The sequence below is a fragment of the Shimia sp. R9_1 genome (genome assembly GCF_017743775.1).
GTDB lineage: Bacteria > Pseudomonadota > Alphaproteobacteria > Rhodobacterales > Rhodobacteraceae > Shimia.
Window position 1 is genome coordinate 1,264,804 of record NZ_JAGHRN010000001.1, and the last position, 21,158, is coordinate 1,285,961.

The following is a 21,158-nucleotide window of genomic DNA, read 5'->3' on the forward strand; positions in this document are numbered from 1 at the left end:
AACTGGCATGCCGCGCTCGCTTGGTCTGACGACATATCTTGCGTTTGCGCGCCGCCAACCGCCACAGCTGGCTGCCATCACCACGCCACGACCGGCGGGTGAAATGGTTTGGCTACATTGTGCGGATCCAAAACGGGTGCGGACCCTCGCAAAGCTTGGTCAGCGCCTGACCCGGCAGCGCGGGGCGAGCGCGTTTCTGATCACGACGCCGCAGACCAAGCCCCCCCAAGGGTTGCCGGAGGAGGCGATCTGGCAAAGCTGCCCTTCAGAGAACCCCAACGATATCAAAGCTTTTCTAACCCATTGGCAGCCTGATCTGTGCCTCTGGCTGGGGCCGGAGCTGCGCCCCGCGCTGATTGATGCGGTGTTTGAGCGGAATATCCCTTCGGTGCTGCTGGAGGCCAATCGCACCAAGATTGACCAGAAACGCCGCTGGGGGCCGGAGCCAACCCGCGCGACCCTTATGCGGTTCACCAAGATCTTTGCGCAAGGCAAAGAGGCGCGGAGCCGGTTCAAGAAACTGCTGCCGGAAACGGCAGAGATCACGCTGAGCGGCGAGCTGATGGAAGAGGCGCAGGCCTTGCCGGTTCAGGACAGCGATCTGGAGGAGTTGCGCGGATCGCTTTCCGGCCGCCCGGTTTGGCTGGCCGCGCGACTGCAGCCCAAAGAGTTGCCGCTGGTGCTCAACGCCTATCGCCAGATGCTGCGGCTGTCGTTTCGCACATTGCTGGTGGTTGTGCCTGACAATGCCGAAGATGCCCCAGATATGCACCGGACCATTCAGGAAGACGGGTGGCGGGTTGCCGATTGGGAGGCCGGGGATTTTCCCGGTGAAGATACGCAGGTGCTGTTTGCTCAGACGCCTGATGAGCTGGGCCTGTGGTACCGGCTTGCCCCGGTCAGCCTTGTGGGCTCTTCGCTGGTTGCCGGAGCTGGCGGGCGTGATCCGCTTGAACCGGCGGCACTTGGCAGTGCAATCCTCTATGGCCCGTCGGTGCGGCGCTATCTGAACAGCTACACGCGGCTGGCCAATGTGGGCGCGGCGCGGATTGTGAAAGACGCTGAAAGCCTGACCGCCGCGCTGATGTTTCTGGCCGCGCCGGATCAGGCGGCGGCGATGGCGCATGCGGGCTGGCAGGTTGTTTCTGACAGTGCCGCGGTTTCCGATATGGTGATTGAGCACGCACATGCGCTTTTGGATCAGCAAGAGGCCGTTTCATGAAAGAGCCAAAGTTCTGGTCCAATGCTCCGGACAAACCCGGCTGGCAGGCACATCTGCTTGCACCTTTGGGCGCGCTTTACGCCTCAGCGACGCGCAAACGCATCCGGCAAAGCTCTGACGGCCACAAAGCCAATGTGCCGGTGATCTGTGTTGGCAACCTCAACGCCGGGGGTACGGGCAAGACCCCCACTGCCATCGCCTTGGTGCAATTTTTGCAGGCGCGCGGGAACAGGCCGCATGTGGTCTCACGTGGATACGGCGGCGCGCTGGAAGGGCCTGTGCAGGTGGATGAACGCGCCCACCGCGCCGCGCAAACCGGCGATGAGCCGCTCTTGTTGGCAGCCTTTGCCCCAACCTGGGTGGCCAAGGATCGCGCCAAAGGCGTGGCTGCTGCAGAGGCGGCGGGGGCCGATGTGATCCTGCTGGATGACGGCTTTCAGAACCCCACGGTGCAGAAAGACGCCAGCATCATCGTGGTGGATGCGGCGCGCGGATTTGGCAACGGGCGTTGCATTCCCGCAGGCCCCTTGCGTGAACCCGTCGCGGCAGGTCTGGCGCGGGCGGATGTGCTGCTTTCCATTGGCTCTGAGCAGGCCCAAGCACAGTTTGCAGCGCGCTGGGGACAGGCAGTCTCCCTCCCCCATCTCACAGGCGCTTTAGAGCCACTTCCAACCGGCATGGATTGGCGGGAAACGCCGTTTCTGGCCTTTGCCGGGATTGGGCATCCGGAAAAGTTTTTTGACACTCTGCGGGGACTTGGCGCGACTCTGGTGCGCACAGAAGCGCTGGATGATCATCAGGCGCTGCCGCCGTCGCTATTGACCCGCCTCACATCAGAGGCCCGCGCGCTTGGGGCGCAGTTGGTCACGACGGAAAAGGATGCGGTGCGTTTGCCAATGGAGATGCGGGCGCAGGTGCTGACATTGCCCGTGCGACTGGCCATTTCGGATTGGCAGCCGATTGAAACGCTCTTGGCCCGGATTGGCGTGCCTGAGCGATCCTAGACCGCTCAGACTTGGGAAAGAGGGCTTATTCACCCAGCTTGCCGTCCAGAATCTCGCGCAGATCCGCGTAGTTCATGTTGGAATGCTGCTCGCCATCAATGATGAGCGTTGGCGTGGCCTGAACATTGTCCGCCGCTGCATTTTCCTGGAACCAAGCCACAAGCGCCTTGGCTTTGTCTTCGTCCTGCAGGCAGGCCTGAAGCGTGTCGTCTTCCAGCCCTGCAAGGCGACCGGTTTTGCGCAGCGCATCCGCGATGGCCACCGGATCACCGGAGCTTGTCCATTCGCGCTGGGTTTCCATCAGGATGTCGGTCATGCCGAAGAAACGCTCCTGACCGCCGCAGCGTGCCACCATGGAAGCCCAGAGGCCGTAGCGGTCAAAGTAGACATCGCGGAAGATGAACTTCACCTTGCCGGTGTCGATGTAGTCCACTTTGAGGTCTTTGAAGACGTTCTCATGGAAGCTCGCACAGTGCGGGCAGGTGAAGGATGCATATTCGATGATGGTGATCGGGGCGTCTTCAGCGCCAATCGCCATCTCCACAATCTCGGAGCTCTCCGCATTTTCAGAGGAGACGGTCTGGATGTTGGACACCGCTGGCAGAATGGTGGAGACGGCGGTGGACGTCGGCTGGCCCGCAGTCATCCAGTAGGCCCCGCCTGCAACAGCCATGGCTGCAGCGGCGATAAGGGGAACAAAACGGTTCATTTAGAAACCTTTCTTAGCATTTTTATTTTTCATAAGCACGTTGCCGGCAAGCTGTTCAAGCGCTTGCCGCAGTTCGTTGTTCTGCACCGGGGCTGCGACCTGAGCGGCCTCTTGCTGGGTAGCGGGATCGGGTTTGGCCGCCTCTTTTGGGGGCGGGGCCGAGAATTGTACCTGACCTTCGGCAAAGCCGGTGGGGGCGGTTTGGGTGATGCGCAGATGGGCAATGGCGTTGTAGCCGTAGGCGGCATTCACGCGGTTGCGCAAAGTCTCTTTCTGCATTTCCAGCATGGGCGCATTGGCCCCGGTGGTGAGCACCGTGAGCGTCGCGCCAAAGCCTTTGCGACCGTATTTCACATCCACGGGCCGACAAATGCGCGCGATATCCTGCCCCACGATCTCTGCCCAATGGGTGAGTACGCGGGTCTCCGCAAACCCCTTGCTTTCGCTGGCTTTGCGAATGCGATCCCGCAGGAGCGAGGAGGTGCGTTTGAACCCTTTGGTCGTGGTACGGCGCATGTTGATCTTGCATCCTCTGGTCGAGAGCTATTTTAGTGGCCCGACCCAGCTGTGCCAGCGAAACCGACTCTAGGCGAGGATAAAACTTGCGTGATTTGCCCCAAAGCTCCGACCTCCTGGCTTGGTATGACCACAATGCGCGCAAGATGCCGTGGCGGATTGGCCCGGCAGAGCGCAAAACGGGCATAAAACCTGATCCCTATCGTGTCTGGATGTCCGAAATTATGCTGCAACAGACAACCGTTGCCGCTGTGAAGGACTATTTTGAGCGGTTTACCGCGCGCTGGCCGACGGTCAAGGATCTGGCTGCGGCGGCGGATGAAGACGTCATGGCGGAATGGGCCGGGCTTGGCTACTACGCACGCGCGCGCAACCTGCTGAAATGCGCGCGCTTTGTGAGCACTGAATTGGGAGGTGTGTTCCCCGATACGGTCGAGGCGCTTTTGAAATTGCCCGGTGTCGGGCCTTATACCGCAGGGGCTGTGGCCTCGATTGCCTTTGACCAGCCTGCCACAGTGGTCGACGGCAATGTGGAGCGGGTGATGGCGCGGCTGTTTGATGTGCACACGCCGCTGCCCGCCGCCAAACCGGAGCTGACAGAGCTGGCTGAGCGCCTGACGCCGCAGGAGCGTCCCGGCGACTATGCGCAGGCGGTGATGGACCTGGGCGCGACAATTTGCAGCCCGCGCAACCCGGCCTGTGGCATTTGCCCGTGGCGCGCACCCTGTCAGGCGCAGAAAGCGGGCACCGCGGCGGAGCTGCCCAAGAAGACACCGAAGAAGCCCAAACCCATTCGCCATGGCGTGGTCTATATCGCACGCCGGGTGGACGGAGCTTTTCTGCTGGAGCGCCGCCCGGACAGCGGGTTGCTGGGCGGGATGCTGGGCTGGCCCGGATCTGAGTGGCAGGAGACAGCAGCCCCGGCGCATGAAGCCCCGATCAAAGCGGAATGGAAAACGCTCAACGCCGAAGCGCGGCACACGTTTACCCATTTCCATCTGCGCCTGACGGTCTGCAGCGCGCTGGTGCCGATGGATCGCAAGCCGGTTACCGGGCATTTTGTGGACGCTGAGGAATTTGACCCGGGGGATCTGCCAACGGCGATGCGCAAGGCGTTTGATCTCTATCGCGGCGCTTGAGCGCATTGCGATAAGACGCGCTTGCCCGCATAGTCCTTGCGACGATGAAAGAGGTTTGCGCCATGATCCCCTCCGCACAATTGGCCCGTTTCTCCAGTGCCTTACCGTTTTGGTGTTCGCTACTGCTGATCCCGTTGGTGTGGATCACCGCGGGTTTGGGCAGCTGGTGGGTGCTGCTTGTGCCAATCACCACGTGGTATCTGTTTGCCGCGCTTGACGCCGTGACCGGGCTCAACCTGCAAAACGCCGATCTCGACACCGCTGAGGCGGACCTGAAGTGGTATCGGCTGGTGACCATAATCTGGCCATGGCTGCAGTTTGCAACGATTTTTGGTATGATCTGGTATGCTACCCGCGCGGACCATTTGAGCACAGGTGCGTTGATCGGTCTGTTTTTCGGCGTCGGTGTGCTCACCGGCACTGTGGGGATCAACTACAGCCATGAGCTGATGCACCAGAAGCCCAAATATGAGCGCTGGCTGGGGGATTTTCTGCTCGCCATGGTGCTCTATTCCCATTTCCGCAGTGAGCACCTTCTGGTGCATCACCGCTATGTCGGCACGCCGCGTGATCCGGTCACGGCGCGCTACAATGAAGGGTTTCACCGCTTCTTCCCGCGGGTTTTGATCGGCTGCCTGAAATCCGCCTTCCGCGCGGAGAAAGAGATGCTGGCGCGCAAAAATCTGCCTTGGACCGACCTCTCCAATCCTTTCTTCCGCTATTGGGCGATGCAGGGGGCGATGTTGATCTTGGCCGGCATCATTGGCGGCTGGCTGGGCGTTTTGCTGTTCATCTGGCAGGCCTATATCGCGATCTGGCAGTTGGAGCTGGTGAACTATGTGGAGCACTATGGGCTGACGCGCAAACATCTGGGAGAGGGCAAATATGAGCATGTGCGCCCGCATCACAGCTGGAATGCGGCGCATAAGGCCTCAAACTGGCTGCTGATCAATTTGCAGCGTCATTCCGATCACCACTACAAGCCGGACAGGCGGTTTCCGCTCCTGCAGAACTACAGCGATGCGGAGGCACCGCAGCTGCCCTTTGGCTATCCGATCATGACGGTTGCGGCGATGATCCCGCCGGTGTGGAAGCAGGTTATGAACCCGCGCGTGCGCAGATGGCGGGAGATGTATTATCCCGAGATCACCAATTGGCAGCCCTATAACAAGGCCAAGAACCCGATGCCGCGTTAGCCTGTAATGCCGTGGTCGCGCGGCCGCTCATAGGCCCAGACGGTGAGCTTTTCCGCGACACCGCGAATGTCCTGATCGGTGAATTTCTGCAGCCCATCCAGACATTCATCCCCGCCCTCGCGCAGCACTTCGACGCGCATGCCATCGCTGATCACAAGGCGGGCGTTGAGCCCACGGGTCATGCTCTCAAGGCGGGAGGCGACGTTGACGGTGTTGCCGACCACGGCAAACTCCAGTCGGTTGGCGCCGATGTCGGCCAGAACCGCCGGCCCGTAGTGCGCGCCAAACCCGACCCGCAACGGGGGGAGCCCCTTACCGATGCGAGCGTTGTTCCAATCATCCACGTCGCGCATCATCTGGCGCGCACAGCGCAGCGCGTTTTGCGCATCGCGCTCAGAGGGGCTTGGAGTGCCAAAGGTCGCCATCAACCCGTCGCCGAGATATTTGTCGAGCGTGCCCTCATGGGCAAAAACTGCCCCTTCCATAAGGCCGTGAAATTCGCGCAGGGTCTCGATGACTTCCTCAGGTTTACGGGCAGCGGCAAACTCGGTGAAGCCGACAATATCGACAAACAGCACAGCGATATCATGGGATCGGATCTGTTTGAGCGGCTCATCATTCTGGCTCAGCTCTTCGACCACATTGGGCGAGAAATAGCGTGACAGGTTGGTGCGCTCGCGCTCCAGAGCCGCGTTGGAGCGCAGCAAAGTGTTGAACCGGCGCACTGTCAGGCCGAGCGTGAGTGCCACAAGAATGAAGACAAAGGCTTCCTGAAACCGCAGATCAAGGTGCAAGCTGTTTGGGTCGAGCATCCGCCCAAGCTCGGGATGATTTGGCAACGCAGTGATCACCGCTTCGCTAAGCGCTTCCATCGGCTCGGTGAACCAGAATGACAGCGCCAGCGCCGCGCACCAGATCATCGCGGTCCATGTGCCAATCGCAATCACCGTGCGCCAGGAATAGGCCAAAGTGCCCGCTGCAAGGATCAGATAGAAATATTGGAAGTTGTCATATTGAAAGCGCATGGCAGAGGGCCAGTCATGCTCTCCCAACGGGTTGGGACCGACGATGCCAATGGTCATGATCAAGAGATCAAAAAAGATCAGCAACAGCTCTGTGCGCGATCGACCGACGCGACCCATACGTTGGATGAGCCAGCCGTTGGCGCAGAGCAGAGCCAGTATGAAGTGATAATAGAGAACCTGCGGCCACGGGGCGACAAACAGCAGGAAGACGGCCACAACACCCATCGCCCACCAGCGCGCTTTCACCGCAAGCGCGAGACCTTCGCGTTTGTGATGCTCCAGCACAGCCTCGGTGTAGCGGTCTTCGCGGTCAGCCTGGCCACCGCTTGCAGATGCGATGTCGTCGCCGGGGTCTGATCTTACGCCCTCTGTCATCTTCAGAGCCCTCCGTCTCGTCCTCTTAGATAGGTATTCGCGAGATTCTTACACACCCCAAAATGTTTCGATTTGGTGTTGAGATCTGACAATAAGCCGAAACGCTCGGAACGTATCGACGTCATAGGCGCTATGACATCAAGTTGTGACGCAGCTTAATCCCGAAACGCTATAAAGATCAAAAAACCCCGCCGTTTCCGGCGGGGAAGTCTTGGTGCCTGTTCAGTCAGTTCGGCAACAGGCACCGGCGGTATTCTACCGGCTTTTTCCTGTCTTCTGAATGCGTTGCGCTTAGTTCGGGCGTGTGGCCATCTCTGCGCGGATCTGTTGGCGCAGAAGATCGATCGGCACTTTCTTGCCTTCACGCTTGTAAGACCAGTAGGTCCAGCCGTTGCAGCTGGGTGCGCCTTCAAGATGTGCGCCAACCTGGTGGATGGAGCCTTTGATGTCGCCACCAATCAGGGTGCCATCCGCGCGGACCTTGGCTTTGTAGCGGCCATTGAGCGAATAAAGCTCTTCGCCCGGACGCAGCATGCCGCGCTCGACCAGCTGGCCAAATGGGACACGTGGCTCTGCGCGCTTGGAGGTGGTCACCTGAAGTGCCTCACGGTCAAACTTGCGCACATTGGCGATGCGTTTCTGCGCCACCTTGCGGTAAGCCGCCTCGCGCTCAATGCCGATGAATTCACGACCCAACATCTTGGCCACAGCACCGGTGGTGCCAGTGCCGAAGAACGGATCAAGCACAACGTCACCCGGGTTGGTCGCGCCTATCAGCACGCGGTGCAGCAGGCTCTCCGGTTTCTGGGTCGGGTGCGCCTTGTCGCCGTTTTCGTCTTTCAGACGCTCATGGCCGGTGCAGATCGGAAGCACCCAGTCAGAACGCATCTGCACACCTTCGTTGAGCGCCTTGAGCGCTTCGTAGTTGAAGGTGTATTTGGCGCCTTCGGATTTGGAGGCCCAGATCATGGTCTCATGGGCGTTGGTGAAACGCTTGCCGCGGAAGTTCGGCATCGGGTTTGATTTGCGCCAAACCACATCGTTCAAAATCCAGAAGCCCTGGTTTTGCAGCTCAGCACCCATGCGGAACACATTGTGGTAGCTGCCAATCACCCAGATTGCGCCGTGTGGCTTCAGCAGGCGACGCGCCGCTTTCAGCCATTCGCGGGTGAATTTGTCATACGCTGCGAAACTGGAAAACTGATCCCATTCATCATCGACAGCGTCGACTTTGGAATTGTCGGGACGGTGCAACTCGCCCTTCAACTGAAGGTTATAGGGCGGGTCAGCAAAAATCAGGTCGATAGAGTTTTCCGGCAGACTGTTCATCACCTCGATACAGTCACCAGACAATATACTATTGATCGGGAGCGCGGATGCGCCCTTCGCTTTTGTCATCGTTTTCATTCTCTGCCTCATTACGGCGCGGTTTTTTTAGTGCGCTCGTTGATGTGGATAAGTTTGAGTCAAACGAGATTCGGCGTCAATTTCTTTTTTGAATCAAGACGTTAGTTTTTAGCTTGATACAACATGTTGTGGATAGGTTTGAATGAACGTCTATGGTGTGGGGTTATCCCCAGCTCCAGCAAAGCCGCTTTGTGGCTTTTGGACGGGTATCCGGCGTTGGTTTCCCACCCATAGCCGGGAAACTGTTGCGCCAAATCCATCATGATGTGATCACGCGCTGTTTTGGCAACAATAGAAGCCGCTGCGATGGACAGCGATTTGGCGTCGCCTTTGACAATTGCCTCCGATTTCAGCGTCAATCCGCGCGGGATCATGTTACCGTCGATCAGCAAATGATCCGGAGCCACGGCCAATCCAGCCACAGCGCGCTCCATGGCGATATGACTGGCACGCAAGATGTTGTGTTCGTCGATCTCTTCGACCGAGGCGTGGGCGATACAGACATCGGCCACCTTCAAGATCTCTTCGGCCAAGGCATCGCGCCGTTTGGCGGAGAGTTTCTTGGAGTCGTTCAGCCCCTCGGGGATGTTGTCTGGATCAAGCACCACAGCCGCCGCCGTCACCGGCCCGGCCAATGGGCCCCGCCCCACTTCATCCACGCCTGCCACACGTGTTGCACCGCCACTGAGAGCGGCCTCTTCCAGCAAAAAATCAGGTGTTGTCATGGCCACTGTGACAATCATCTTCCCGCCCATTGCGCAACAAAAAAGGCTGGACAGCCCCTCGCGCTGTCCAGCCAGTGGCCGCCCTGTCTCGGCCATTCCCTGCTCGATGGGACCGATTAACGCCACACCACTTGGTAACCGTTGCGATCAAGGCAATTCGTGCGATAGCCGGAGATCGTACGGTGCTTGCCACGCGCCTGGAAATAGCATTTCTCGGGCAACCGATAGGCAGGGTATTCCGCGCGGAACAGGCACCGCTGACCGTAGGCCTGAATGACTTTGCCGCGGTGGGTTTCAAACCGTTTGGAGCAATGACTTGGCAGCCAGGACTTATGCTTGTGCTTGGCTTTTTTGGCTTTCTTCGGCTTCTTGGGCTGTTCAGGTTTGCTCGGCTGATAGGTGTAGCGTGGCTTCTCTTTCTTATCGTCCTTGTGGTCGGCCACCGCCGCCCCGATGACCGCCAGAGCCAAGCCTCCAAACAGCAATGCACCAATCGCGTCTTCATCCAAGGCATGCGCGCGGGGAGCAGACAGGCCGGTGATCACGAGCGCGGCGCTCAGCACGGCGGCAATGAAAGTTTTTGAAGTCATAACAACATCCTCTGCGGTTTTTGTTCGATGAGACCGGTGCGTTGACCGGAAGACATCTTCTGTTTCCGTCAAGATGTGAAAATCGTACAATATCAGGGTGTTGTTATCCTATATCCGATCACAAAAGCGGATTGGTTATTGAATATCAAACGCCCAGAGAGCAGTGTTGCGCCATGAAAAACAGGATCAGATACCCGATTTGTGCGGCAGCTCTTGCGGCCTCCCTCGCCCTGCCCAATCTGGCAAGCGCGGCGGATTGCTATGCCGATTACAAAGCCAAAAAGGACGGCCCGTTGCGGCTGCACTATGGTGTCGTTGCGCTGCAGGGCAGCTGTGACAAAGCCTCTGCCAAGCAGGAAGTTGCCGCGCGCATTGGGCAGGACGGGTGGACGCTGTTAAACGTCCTATCCGTGTTTGACGCCTCAAAACTCTCCGGGAAAAAAGACAGTGCAGGACAATTCTACCTCCGTTATTGAAACGCGGCGCAGCGGCGGGCGGATTGTGATTTTCGGGGTTGGGGCGGTTGTTTCGATCCTGTTGATTTGCGCGGCTGTCCTGCTTCTGACCTTGCCGGATGCCAATGCGTTTAACGCGCGGGTGGAGCAGTTGTTCATGGAGAATGACGCGCTCACCGGGCAGGCGGAAATCAAGCTTCTGGAAATCCTTGCGCAATCGGGCACGGCCTTTGCTGACACGCTTTCAAGCTATCGTCTGGTGATCCTCGTATTGCTGGTGTTTGCCACCGCGATGATGATCGCTGCGCTTGTGTGCCTTGTGGCGCTGATGATGCTGAACCGGCGGATGGCGCAGATCGAGCGGGCGGGCATTCAGGTCACCTCGCTGATCGTCAGTCGCGAAGAGAAGACCGTTTACCTAAACGAGATGGGCTTCAAACTGACCGATGCCGCGATGGAAACGCTTTCAGTGTTGGCGGAAGCACGGATGGATGACGAGGTGCTTTCGGGCATTGCGCTGGAAAGTGTGATCTCCGGCAAACCGTCAGCGGATTGCGATGAGGCGGCAGGGGCGACGCGGATCAAGCGGCTCAGGGATTCTTTGGGCAATCAGATGGTGAGCCAGCTTTTGGTGAAAAACATCGCGCGCAAAGGCTATGTTTTGTCGATCGACAAGGATGTGATCGAGGTGCTCTAGCCCCCCTGCCCGCGGCCTGCGACAGCAGCCGCTGAGCCGGTCTGCTGAACAAAAGTTGTTGAAACCGCTCACTGAGGGCTTGTTTACCCTTTGTTCACACACCACATTGGGACGGACCACGCGCGGCAGGGAGAGATCTTGCTATGGAAGGCTCACGATTTGGGGCAAACGCCGGTTACGGCCTCGACATCAAACCGATAGATGCAACCGTAAAAGTGCTGCGCGACGGCGTGGTGCTGGCGCAAAGCGCGCGCGCCAAGGTCATGTATGAGACGCGCCTAGAGCCGCAGATTTACATACCGCGCGACGACATCCTTGTGGCACTGTCAGACCAAAACGAGCTGAAAACCTTTTGCCCCTTCAAAGGCACCGCGCGCTATCGCGACATTCTGATTGATGGGGAAATTATCCCCAATGGTGTGTGGTCCTATGACGACGCAATGCCCGAAAGCCGTGCCATCAACGGCCATATCGGCTTTATGCCGAATGCGGGTGTTGAGGTGGATTTTGGCGGTGCCGAGCTGGAACCGGTTGCGGATGGCAATATCACGGGCCCTCTGGTGGATTGGCTGATGCGCGGCGCCGCGTTTGAAACAACGCCGCAAGATTTCATCGGTGCCTTGGGCCGGAAGATGGAAGAGAGCGGCATTGCCGTCAAACGGATGTCCGCGATGATCTGGTCGCTGCATCCGATGATCGCGGGGCGTCACTATATCTGGACGCGGGATGCGGATGAAATCGTCACCTACACGCCATCCTACGATCTGCATGAACACCCTGCCTACACAAACAGCCCCCTCTACCATGTCTCTCAAGGGCTGGGCGGAGTACGCCAGAAGCTGGACGTGCCGGGCCTTGATATGAAATTCCCCATCATGGATGAGCTGCGGGCCGAGGGGGCGACGGATTATGTGGCAATGCCGCTGATCTTCTCCAACGGGCAAATCAACGTGCTGACCCTGACCAGTGATCACCCCAAAGGGTTCACCACGGCAAACCTCGGGCTGATCTTTGAGGTCTCAAGTGTGATCAGCCGGTTCTTTGAAGTCTTCACGCAGAAAGAAAACGCGCAATCGCTGCTGGAAACCTATGTTGGTGCGCGCACAGGCGCGCGCGTGCTGGGAGGCGAAATCCGGCGCGGGGATGGGGACGATATTGATGCGGCGATCATGTTCTGTGACCTGCGCGATTCCACCCGCATGGAAGAAGAGCTTGGACGCGCCGCTTATATTGATCTGCTCAACACCTTCTTTGAGACCACATCGGCCATCGTCGAGGCCCATGGCGGCGAAGTCCTGAAGTTCATCGGCGACGCTGTGCTGGCCGTTTTCCCCGACACGGAGGACGGCGCGGATGCCGGGGCAGAAGCCTTGCAGGCCGCGCGTGAGATTGTGCAGCAACTCGAAGCGCTGCGGGATGAAGATCCGCCGCGCTGTTGTGACTGCTCCATCGGCATCTCCTATGGACGGGTCACCTATGGCAATGTCGGATCGCGCGAGCGTCTGGATTTCACGGTAATTGGCCGCCCCGCCAATGTGGCTGCGCGGCTTGGGGATTTTGGGAAAAAAGTTGGCCATCGGATTGTTGTGTCTGATGAGGTGGCGCGCCATGATCTGGACCGCAAACCCTTGGGCGATATCACCCTGCGCAACGTGAAAGAGCCGGTCTCCTGCTTCGCAGTCTCCGCCGATAAGCTCGCGGATTGCTAAATTGCGCGACGTCTCACAGCCGCAGACGCTTGAACCTGCGCTTATGATCGCGGTAACATTCCCATGACCTTATGGGGATGACTGTCTGTGACTCAACAAAATCGCTCTTTGACCCTTCGTGATGTATCTGAAGCCTCGGGGGTGTCTGAAATGACAGTCAGCCGCGTGCTTCGAAACCGTGGTGATGTTTCTCCGGCGACAAGAGAAAAGGTGCTCTCCGCAGCCAAAGAGCTCGGCTACGTTCCCAACAAAATTGCCGGGGCGTTGGCCAGTCAGCGCGTGAACCTTGTAGCGGTGATCATCCCGTCTTTGTCCAACATGGTGTTTCCGGAAGTATTGAGCGGGATCAGTCAGGTGCTGGAAGACACCGAGCTGCAGCCCGTTGTGGGCGTGACCGACTATCTTCCTGAAAAGGAAGAGAAAGTCCTTTATGAAATGCTGTCCTGGCGGCCTTCCGGCGTGATCATTGCCGGGCTTGAGCACACCGAAGCCTCCCGCGCGATGCTGAACGCGAGCGGCATTCCGGTGGTGGAAATCATGGACACCGACGGCGAACCTGTGGACGCTATGGTGGGCATTTCGCACCGCCGCGCCGGGCGCGAGATGGCGGCGGCGATTCTGAAGGCCGGCTACAAGAAGATTGCCTTCCTTGGCACCAAGATGCCGCTGGACCACCGGGCGCGCAAACGCTTTGAGGGCTTTACCGAAGTGCTCGCCAAATCCGGCGTCGAGGTGGTTGATCGCGAGTTTTACTCTGGCGGCTCCGCGCTTGCGAAGGGCCGTGAGATGACCCAAGCAGTGCTGGAGCGCAGCCCGGATGTGGATTTCATCTACTACAGCAATGACATGATCGGCGCGGGCGGGCTGCTTTACCTTCTGGAGAAGGGCATTGATGTGCCTGGCCAGATCGGGCTTGCGGGCTTTAACGGTGTGGAACTGTTGCAAGGTCTACCGCGCCAGTTGGCAACCATGGATGCCTGCCGCCGTGAAATCGGCATCAAGGCCGCTGAAATCATTGCCGCGCGCACCGAGGGCAAAGACAAGGACACAACTGTGACCCTCGCCCCAACGATCAGCTTTGGCGACACATTGCGCGACGCCTAAGCTGCAAGCTATCTCACTTAGAACGGATCAGAGCTTTGCGCGCGCCGCGCGCAGAGCTTTGCGGAAGTGCGGCCCACGCCGCCGCGCCAGAACAGCCGCGCAATAGTTGGCGATCATCCATGGACGGCCATCCTTGTTGAGCGTCTGCAACATCTCTTTTTGATAACGCGGCACTTCGCGGCGCTGCCGCATGAGCCCGTAGAAGGTGGTGGCATTCATGTCGCCTGCCACGCATTTCTCGATCACCGGCTTCAGCAGCCCCATTAGGATCCACAACGACGCAATCCGGTGCCCCATGAAGCGGCAGCGATATTTGCGCAGGTTGTCCCCCCGAAAGAGCGCTGCGTGCATCGCATCGGCTGGCATGCGCGGATCATAAAAGAGGTTCACCTCTTTGGCCTCTGAAATCAGATCGGGAGCATAACCGTAGCGCCCGCCAAAGTCGCGGTGCCATGCGCGGCGGTAGCGTGTTTCCCAGCTTGCGGTTTCACGATCCAGCGTGGCCTGCGGGGAGATGCAGATCACCGTGGCACCGGGCGCTGCCGAGGAAAAGGCCGCCGCGGCATAGGCGCCCATTGAGGCGCCGTAAAACACAACCTTGTCGAACTGCTCAAAAAAGCCTTCGTCGCGCAAACGGTCAAAGAAATCAAAAACGGCCTCGTCGCGATACCATGTCCAGCCATGCGCCATCAGGCCAAGCATCGACCAGCCGCGCGAGGTGACAAAGTTATGCCCCCAGGGCATCCGCTCCGCGCTGTCCTCAAACACGTGGTCCAGATTTTCAAAGGTGACAATCAGCGTCTTGCCCTGCTCGATATAGAGCGCGGAGTGCTCCTCTCCCAACTCTTCAAAGAAGCCCTGCTCTTCGCCGACTTCTTGCAGGTTGCGCTTCCAATCAGACCGGCTTGGCGCGGCAGGTTTTGCCTCGACTTTGGAAATATCAAGCGCCTCCGGCAAGGTGGCGGCTTTAGGCTTTTCCAGAACGGGGCTCACATAGGCAGTTTGCTCCGTTTGCGGAAGAGATGCGGAGGTTTCGGATGGGCTGCTCGCTGTACTTGAGGCATCAGGGGCTTTCTTCTTTGGCAGGATCAGGGCCGCGTCGGGATCAATGTCGTGCTTTTTGAGCAAACCGTGCATGAAGGAGCCGCGCCGGGGACGGTTGTCTTCCTTTTCCTCCAGACGGGGCTTCATCCGGCGCGCCCAGAAATGCACGCCACGGGTGTCTTCGGTCAGCCAGTCTTTTTCGATGTCAAACCGGCTTTGGATCATCTTGTTCCGGTCTTTGAAAGACACCGGATAAAACGCCGCTTCCGGCTCGGCGTATTTGATTTCTCCGGACTGGTTGAGGAAATAAGTGACCGCCGCAGGGCCGGTGAACCCCCAGTTTTGCGCGGTCATATGCACCGGGCGTCCGGCATCCTTTTCGGCCTGCAATTCGCGTTGCTGCCACGGCTTCAGCCAAGGGCCGATGGCATATTCGTCCTCAAAGAAGTCCAACATGGCGTTGAGCGCTCTGGAGCTTTTGGGCAGCCCCAGTACCGCGTTGCACAAGAGGCCCTCTTTCTCCCAGCCAAAGATCGATTGGCGGGTGTAGTTGAACGGTCGGTAGCAGTAGATATCGGCATCCACCCAGATCTTGTCGGTCTTTTTGAGCAGGTTCAGCCGCCAGATGTCGGCGTGAATGGCCGGGCTGCCGGTGCGCATGTGGCGATACATTGGCTCGCCGGGAAAGATCTCGCCTGCGTCGGCGGTGTGCACCCCTTCGGGCACATTGGGGATTTCCTCATAGCTGTAAAGCGTCGTGTGATGCCCCGCGTCGGCAAAGGATTTGAGACACAGTTGTTCCAGCCACGACAGGCGTCCGCCGATCCACAGCGATGCGATCTCAGGTAGCTTTGCCATTTTGCCCCAACCCTTTGTTCTTAATTTGGAAACAGTCTAGGCCGAAACACCGGTCCTGTCTCCGAAAATCCGTTACAGCCTCCATTAATGGGCTGTGTCCTGCTTCTCTACCGTAAAGAAGAAATCATCTGGTAAATCGCGCTCCACAACCCAATCGGGGATCACCTCAGGCCCGGCAAGGAAGACATTGGCCCCAAAATGCGGATGCAATCTAGCAAGGCGTTCTTGTCTGGCGCTGGTGAGATCCTCGTAGAACTTGGCGTAGTTGGAGGTCTGGCGCAGCGCGTCGATCTTGGCGCGGTGGCGATCCACAGAGAAGGCATGGGCCTCTGCGATCTCCGGATCAGACAGGAGCCGATCCATTTCTGCCTGCATGGCCGGGATCATGCGCTGGATGGAGGTGTCTTCTTCGGTGTTGTTGTTCATGCGGAACCAATAGGCCATGCCCTGGTCGCGATCGACGTGGTTCACGCGGCCCCGGTCACGCTTCACCAGAAAGCTTTCTGCGGAGCGCACGGCATAGTGATTAAGCTGAACCAGATCATAGCCCACCGTGGTGGCGGTTGAGCGCCAAGCGTTGCGATACATGTCTTTGGGCAGGGGCTGACCCGAGCCATTCACCCAGTGGATGTGAGACCAAAGCTGGGGATTGAGGCCTTTGGGGCGGTGCACCCCGAGCTTTTTGAAGAGCCCGATGTTGCGGTAAAGCGTCTTGAAGCCCCAGGCCTGATGCGGCTTGCGCGTTTGCTCGCGCGCGCAGCGGGTGAACTGCGCCATCAACGGCGTATCGCTGTATCCATGCACATCGGAGTTGCCAAAGAGACGCCATGTGCAGGAGATCAGATTGGCATCCCCCACCGCCTCAAAGAGCGCGGGCAAAGTGCCGTCTCCGGTTTTGATGTTGATGAATTCATCCACATCCATCGAGATGACCCAATCCGCGTTCTGGATCACAGGCTCACTTTCACCCGCCTGCAGAGCCGCATGCTGAGGCTTCAGATTGGTGCCTTTGAACGGGTTGTCGCGATGCTGCACAAAGCCTTTTTCCTGCAGCAGATCCAGAAAACTGTCGGTGCCGTCATTGCAGTCGTTGGTGTAGACCAGAAAGCTCTTCACACCGATGGCGCGGTGATAGGCGAGCCATTCGAGAATGAACGGGCCTTCGTTCTTCATGCAGGTGATGATGGCCACGTCATTGTCCGCCGGATCCACCTTGGGCGCAGGAATTTCGGGCATGCGGAGCGGTTTGTGATCAAACTTCTTGCGCGCGATTTTCAGAAGCTCGTCTTCTTCGATCAGCGAGGTCTTGGGCACGATCTGCCCGACGTTCTTAGCCGGATGGCGTAGCGCCATGCAGCGATAAAACTTCACCCATTCGTCAGGCTTGGTGCGCGCGCCCACCACGCGGATCAGCCGCCAGACCACATCAGAAGGCGCTTTCTTGGGGGCGACCACCCAGCGGCGGCGCATCTTGGTGGCGTCAAACTGTACGCAGATGTGATCAGCGTGGCTGGCCTCTTGCCCGTTGCGCACGCGCCAAGGGTAGCAATGCTGCCCCACAAGCGTGATGGCACCGCTCTCGGATTTGACCGCCATATCAAAGAGCGTACGGCCTTTGGTGCCCGCCCCTTTGGTTTGGCTGACCAGATCAGAAATATCCAGCAGCGCAACGGCGCGGGCGCAGTTCAGCCAGCGGTGGCGGATCAGCTCAAAGATTTGCACCTCGCCCAAAGGCGCATCCCACGGAGAGGCCGCAGGGATTTCCATCCGGTCTTTGCCCGGCGCGTCTGGCGCGTTGAAAGGGTGTGCCTCCGGCGGCAAATCCGCGTGGCCCAGAGGCACATCAAACCGCACAACCAAGACCTGCTTCAGCCCTTTGATATCCGGCAGACCTGCCTCAAGCGCGCTCAGATAGCCCGTGTCCTTCCCCGGTTGCGCACGATCCACAATCACCGCGCCCTGAAGATTGTGATGCCCCGCGTGATAGCGCAGCCAAGCGAGCGTTGCGGCAGCGGTTTCGCCATTGCGCACCGCGAGGGCAACATTCAGGCCCTCAAACCCGTCCAAATCTGGTTGTGCAACGGAAACATCTGACTGGGCATCCTTGATCACCAACCGGGGCGCAGAGCCCGCGAAACGCAAGAGCAGGATGGCGCCATCGCCGATGCTGCGTCGTTCCAGAATCTCGGTGCCGGATCCAGCCGAAATCGCACCGGCATCGACGCCGGTTTTGAATAACGCCTGCGCCTCAGTGCCATCGCTGCTTTCAGCGGTCACGCAAGACAAAAGCGTCGCCCCCGCCAGATCAGCGGTTGTCACTTCGCACAGTTGGAATGCGGCCTTCCCCATGGGTTTGCCCCTGCTCTCTCTTCTTCCCGATCACGCAATGGCGTCAGGATATTTTATCTGTTGCCTGTTGATACCATCTTACCAACTGCTGCTGCAATTGTCGTGGCGGCACCTGACTGCCACCGGCCGTGAGGATTTGGGACATCAGCTCTTGTCCGGCGGGCTGGGTCACAAGGGTGAGGAAGCGTTGCTGATGCCACGCCACACCGGCGGCATGGAGCGCGGCGACCACGTCAATCTCCAGAAGCTGCGCCAAAACACTCTCTGTTGCCGGGCGCATTTGAGCGATGGAAGTGTTCTCTTCGGTGTTGAAGTTCCGCTCCACCCAATAGCTCAGGTCGACTTTTTTGGAGGCGCGATTGGGCAGCCCGCGCTCGTTCTTGACCACAAATGCGGCGGCGGAGCGCACGGCATAGTGGTTAAGCTCCACAAGATCGCGCGCCACGCCAAGACCATAGAGCGACAGTCGCGACGCATTTTCGGCCAGAAAGGGATGCACGGGGTTGCCGGAGCCATCGCGGATGTTTGGCAGGCCCGCTTTTTCCGGATCTTTCTGCTTGGGGCGGTGTACGCCCAATTGATTGAACGGCCCTTTGGCCCGAAAAAGGGTTTTGAACAGGCTGGCCGCCACCGGATATTGCGCGTCTGCCGGGATCGCTCGGGTGAATTGTGCGGTGACAGGGCTGTCTTCGATCGCGACTTTGCCGTTGTTGCCAAAAAGGCGCCAAGGCAGAACCACCGCATCCGTCGCCTCATCAAGCTTGGCGAGCAGATCGGATATGCGGTGCCCCGGCACGTGGATATTGAGAAATTCATCAACGTCGGTGACCAAAATCCAGTCAGCAGCTTTGCGCAGAGGGTGTTTCCACGCCTGCCTTAAAGCCTGCCACTGGATGCTTTTGCCGGACGTTGGCTTGTGGTCCACATGGGTGATGACCCCTGCCGCGTCCAACACCTGAAGCAATGCATCGGTGCCATCGACGCAATCATTTGAAAAAATGAGAAAGTCGGTGACGCCTGCGGCCTTATGATGGGCGATCCATTCCAGCAAATACGGCGCTTCGTTGCGCACGGAGGTGACGCTGAGAATGCGCAATGAAGACGTGTCTTGTGCCGTGATCATGGTCTTTGCATAGCACAGTGATCCTGACGGGACAGGCTTTGGCGCGAAATCCTCATCGGTTGAGTCTTCCGAGGAACACCTCGTGCGCGGGCACCCAGGAATGTGAATTGCTGTGTGGCACAACTGCCCTATGATCTTGAAAACCGGTCGGGATTTCCGGCCTTTGACATTTCTTTCATAGAAGCCAAACATTGTGGCATTCAGAAATTTCGCAACCCCAGCCAAACTGGAGGGCACCGATGTCCTTTCAAAACCGCACCGGAGCGCCATTGCCGCAAGGCCTGATTGATCAGGCGGCCCATATTGGACCGGACCAGATGTCGCGACGCGAATTTCTGACGCTGGCCAGCGCCTTTGGGGCAAGTTCCGCGACGGCCTATGCGCTGCTTGGAAGCGCAAAGCCAGTGGCCGCGCAGACGGCGGCTTCCTCGGCGGGGGGCGTGGTGCGCATTCAGCAGGAAGTGCGGGCGCTCAAAGATCCGCGCCTGTTTGACTGGCCGCAGATTGCGAATTTCACGCGCGGCTGGCTGGAATATCTCGTCACCTATGAAAACGATGGCACGTTTAAACCCGCTCTGCTGGAGAGCTGGGAAATTTCCGAGGATGCCAAGACCTATACGCTGAATGTGCGCCAAGGGGTGCGCTGGAACAATGGCGATGCCTTTACGGCACAGGATGTGGCGCGCAACATCACAGGCTGGTGCGCGCGCGATCTGGCGGGGAACTCCATGGCGGGGCGGTTTGCCACGCTGATTGATCCGGCCACCGACCGTGCGCTGGACGGCGCGATTGAGGTGGTGGATGACCACACGGTGCGCCTGAACCTGCCCAAGGCGGATATTTCGCTGATCCCCGGTATGGCGGATTATCCCGCCGCGATTGTGCATAAGAGCTTTGATCCGGCCACCATGCTGGAAAATCCCGTGGGCACAGGGCCTTACCTGCCGGTGGATTTGCAGGTCGGCACGCGTGGTGTGTTGATGCGCAATGAGGATCATAGCTGGTGGAACGACGGCAACGGCGCCTGGATGGACCGCATCGAGTTTATTGATTTTGGCACTGATCCGGCGGTTTGGGCGCGTGCGGCCAAAGCCGGTGAAGTCGACATGACCTATTCCGTGGACGGCGAATATGCCGATCTGATCGGTGCCACCGAAGGTTGGGTCAAAAATGATGTGATCTCCATGTCGACGGTGGTGGTGCGCCCCAATCAGCTGGCCGAAGTGGGCGGGCAGATGCCCTATGCCGATCCGCGTGTCCGGCGGGCCATTGCGATGGCGGTGGACAATGAGGTGTTGCTCGAGCTTGGCAACGGCGGTCACGGCCGCACCGCAGAGAACCACCATATCGGCCCTGCGCATCCGGAATATACCGACATCGGCCTGCCGCCCCATGATCCGCGCGGCGCACTTGCGCTGCTGCAGGAAGCGGGCATGGAAGGGTTTGAGATGGAAGTGCACACCATCGACGATCTCTGGCGCAAAAACACAACGGATGCTGTGGTGGCGCAGCTGCGTGATGCGGGATTTCAGGCCAAAACCACCATTGTCCCAGGCAGCATCTATTGGGACAACTGGGACAAATTCCCATTCAGTGCAACCGACTGGAACCACCGCCCGCTCGGCGTACAGATCTGGGCGCTGGCCTATCGCAGCGGTGAAGCGTGGAATGAGTTCGGCTATGCCAATCCGGATTTTGACGCCATTTTGGATGAGGCGCTTGGCACGCTTGATCTGAACAAACGGCGGGCGCTTGTGGAACGAGGGGAACGGATCTTGCAGGAAGATGCGGTGACCCTACAGCCCTATTGGCGCTCTTTGGCCAACCATACGGTTGAGGGGCTGCTTGGCGGGGCGCATCATATTTCCTTTGAAATACGCCCCGCGGAATTGCGTTGGACCTAAAGCGGGC

18 protein-coding genes are annotated in these 21,158 nt (G+C 58.8%); 9 read left to right on the top strand and 9 right to left on the bottom strand.

Going from position 1 to position 21,158, the window contains the following annotated elements:
• Positions 1–7 precede the first annotated feature (7 nt).
• Entirely contained in the window at positions 8–1,222 is a 1,215-nt protein-coding gene (locus tag J7399_RS06130; protein WP_209084652.1) for a glycosyltransferase N-terminal domain-containing protein, read from the top strand.
• Complete coding sequence (lpxK, locus tag J7399_RS06135; protein ID WP_209084653.1) at positions 1,219–2,226, top strand: tetraacyldisaccharide 4'-kinase; 1,008 nt, start codon at positions 1,219–1,221, stop codon at positions 2,224–2,226. The genes J7399_RS06130 and lpxK overlap by 4 nt, the downstream gene beginning before the upstream one ends.
• A 25-nt stretch (positions 2,227–2,251) precedes the next feature.
• Here the strand turns inward: lpxK and J7399_RS06140 are convergent, their stop codons facing one another.
• Together J7399_RS06140 and J7399_RS06145 are read right to left on the bottom strand one after the other, a co-directional pair.
• Entirely contained in the window at positions 2,252–2,935 is a 684-nt protein-coding gene (locus J7399_RS06140; RefSeq protein WP_209084654.1) for a DsbA family protein, read from the bottom strand.
• Positions 2,936–3,457: a DUF721 domain-containing protein gene (locus J7399_RS06145; protein ID WP_209084826.1), complete on the bottom strand. Its 522-nt coding sequence runs from the start codon at positions 3,455–3,457 to the stop codon at positions 2,936–2,938.
• Positions 3,458–3,537: 80 nt separating this feature from the next.
• Between J7399_RS06145 and mutY the strand changes: the two genes are divergently transcribed.
• Both mutY and J7399_RS06155 read left to right on the top strand, forming a co-directional pair.
• Positions 3,538–4,590, top strand: a complete 1,053-nt coding sequence (mutY, locus tag J7399_RS06150; RefSeq protein ID WP_209084655.1) for an A/G-specific adenine glycosylase — start codon at positions 3,538–3,540, stop codon at positions 4,588–4,590.
• A 62-nt stretch (positions 4,591–4,652) separates the two neighbouring features.
• A complete protein-coding gene (locus tag J7399_RS06155) occupies positions 4,653–5,786 on the top strand; it encodes an alkane 1-monooxygenase (protein ID WP_209084656.1) in 1,134 nt (377 codons plus the stop codon).
• Here J7399_RS06155 and J7399_RS06160 read toward each other — a convergent pair.
• The 4 genes from J7399_RS06160 to J7399_RS06175 form a co-directional block, all read right to left on the bottom strand.
• Positions 5,783–7,186, bottom strand: a complete 1,404-nt coding sequence (locus J7399_RS06160; RefSeq protein WP_209084657.1) for an adenylate/guanylate cyclase domain-containing protein — start codon at positions 7,184–7,186, stop codon at positions 5,783–5,785. The two genes, J7399_RS06155 and J7399_RS06160, sit on opposite strands and share 4 nt — an antisense overlap.
• 291 nt (positions 7,187–7,477) lie before the next feature.
• Positions 7,478–8,593 (bottom strand): site-specific DNA-methyltransferase, encoded by a 1,116-nt coding sequence (locus J7399_RS06165; RefSeq protein WP_209078400.1) that lies wholly within the window; start codon positions 8,591–8,593, stop codon positions 7,478–7,480.
• Positions 8,594–8,694: 101 nt separating this feature from the next.
• Complete coding sequence (locus tag J7399_RS06170; protein WP_209084828.1) at positions 8,695–9,318, bottom strand: ribonuclease HII; 624 nt, start codon at positions 9,316–9,318, stop codon at positions 8,695–8,697.
• A 116-nt stretch (positions 9,319–9,434) separates the two neighbouring features.
• A complete protein-coding gene (locus tag J7399_RS06175) occupies positions 9,435–9,908 on the bottom strand; it encodes a hypothetical protein (RefSeq protein WP_209064633.1) in 474 nt (157 codons plus the stop codon).
• 173 nt (positions 9,909–10,081) lie between these two features.
• On the opposite strand from J7399_RS06175, the gene J7399_RS06180 reads away from it, so the two are divergent.
• The 4 genes from J7399_RS06180 to J7399_RS06195 all read left to right on the top strand — a co-directional run bounded on the left by J7399_RS06180 (position 10,082) and on the right by J7399_RS06195 (position 13,873).
• Positions 10,082–10,384: a hypothetical protein gene (locus J7399_RS06180; RefSeq protein ID WP_209084658.1), complete on the top strand. Its 303-nt coding sequence runs from the start codon at positions 10,082–10,084 to the stop codon at positions 10,382–10,384.
• Entirely contained in the window at positions 10,356–11,060 is a 705-nt protein-coding gene (locus J7399_RS06185) for a hypothetical protein (RefSeq protein ID WP_209078399.1), read from the top strand. Before J7399_RS06180 ends, J7399_RS06185 begins: the two co-directional genes overlap by 29 nt.
• A 143-nt stretch (positions 11,061–11,203) precedes the next feature.
• The gene (locus J7399_RS06190; RefSeq protein WP_209084659.1) at positions 11,204–12,769 is read left to right on the top strand and encodes a DUF427 domain-containing protein; all 1,566 of its coding nucleotides are present in this window, start codon (positions 11,204–11,206) and stop codon (positions 12,767–12,769) included.
• Between the two features lie 87 nt (positions 12,770–12,856).
• On the top strand, positions 12,857–13,873 hold the full coding sequence (locus J7399_RS06195) for a LacI family DNA-binding transcriptional regulator (protein ID WP_348539434.1): 1,017 nt from the start codon (positions 12,857–12,859) through the stop codon (positions 13,871–13,873).
• 27 nt (positions 13,874–13,900) lie between these two features.
• Here the strand turns inward: J7399_RS06195 and J7399_RS06200 are convergent, their stop codons facing one another.
• From J7399_RS06200 to J7399_RS06210, 3 genes are all read right to left on the bottom strand, one after another.
• A complete protein-coding gene (locus J7399_RS06200) occupies positions 13,901–15,775 on the bottom strand; it encodes a hypothetical protein (protein WP_209084660.1) in 1,875 nt (624 codons plus the stop codon).
• An 84-nt stretch (positions 15,776–15,859) separates the two neighbouring features.
• Positions 15,860–18,124 carry a glycosyltransferase family 2 protein gene (locus tag J7399_RS06205; RefSeq protein WP_209084661.1) on the bottom strand — a complete coding sequence of 755 codons (2,265 nt, stop codon included), beginning with the start codon at positions 18,122–18,124 and terminating at the stop codon, positions 15,860–15,862.
• A gap of 43 nt (positions 18,125–18,167) precedes the next feature.
• On the bottom strand, positions 18,168–19,247 hold the full coding sequence (locus tag J7399_RS06210) for a glycosyltransferase family 2 protein (RefSeq protein WP_209084662.1): 1,080 nt from the start codon (positions 19,245–19,247) through the stop codon (positions 18,168–18,170).
• 239 nt (positions 19,248–19,486) lie between these two features.
• Here J7399_RS06210 and J7399_RS06215 point away from each other — a divergent pair, with 239 nt between their 5' ends.
• Complete coding sequence (locus J7399_RS06215; RefSeq protein WP_209084663.1) at positions 19,487–21,151, top strand: ABC transporter substrate-binding protein; 1,665 nt, start codon at positions 19,487–19,489, stop codon at positions 21,149–21,151.
• Positions 21,152–21,158 lie beyond the last annotated feature (7 nt).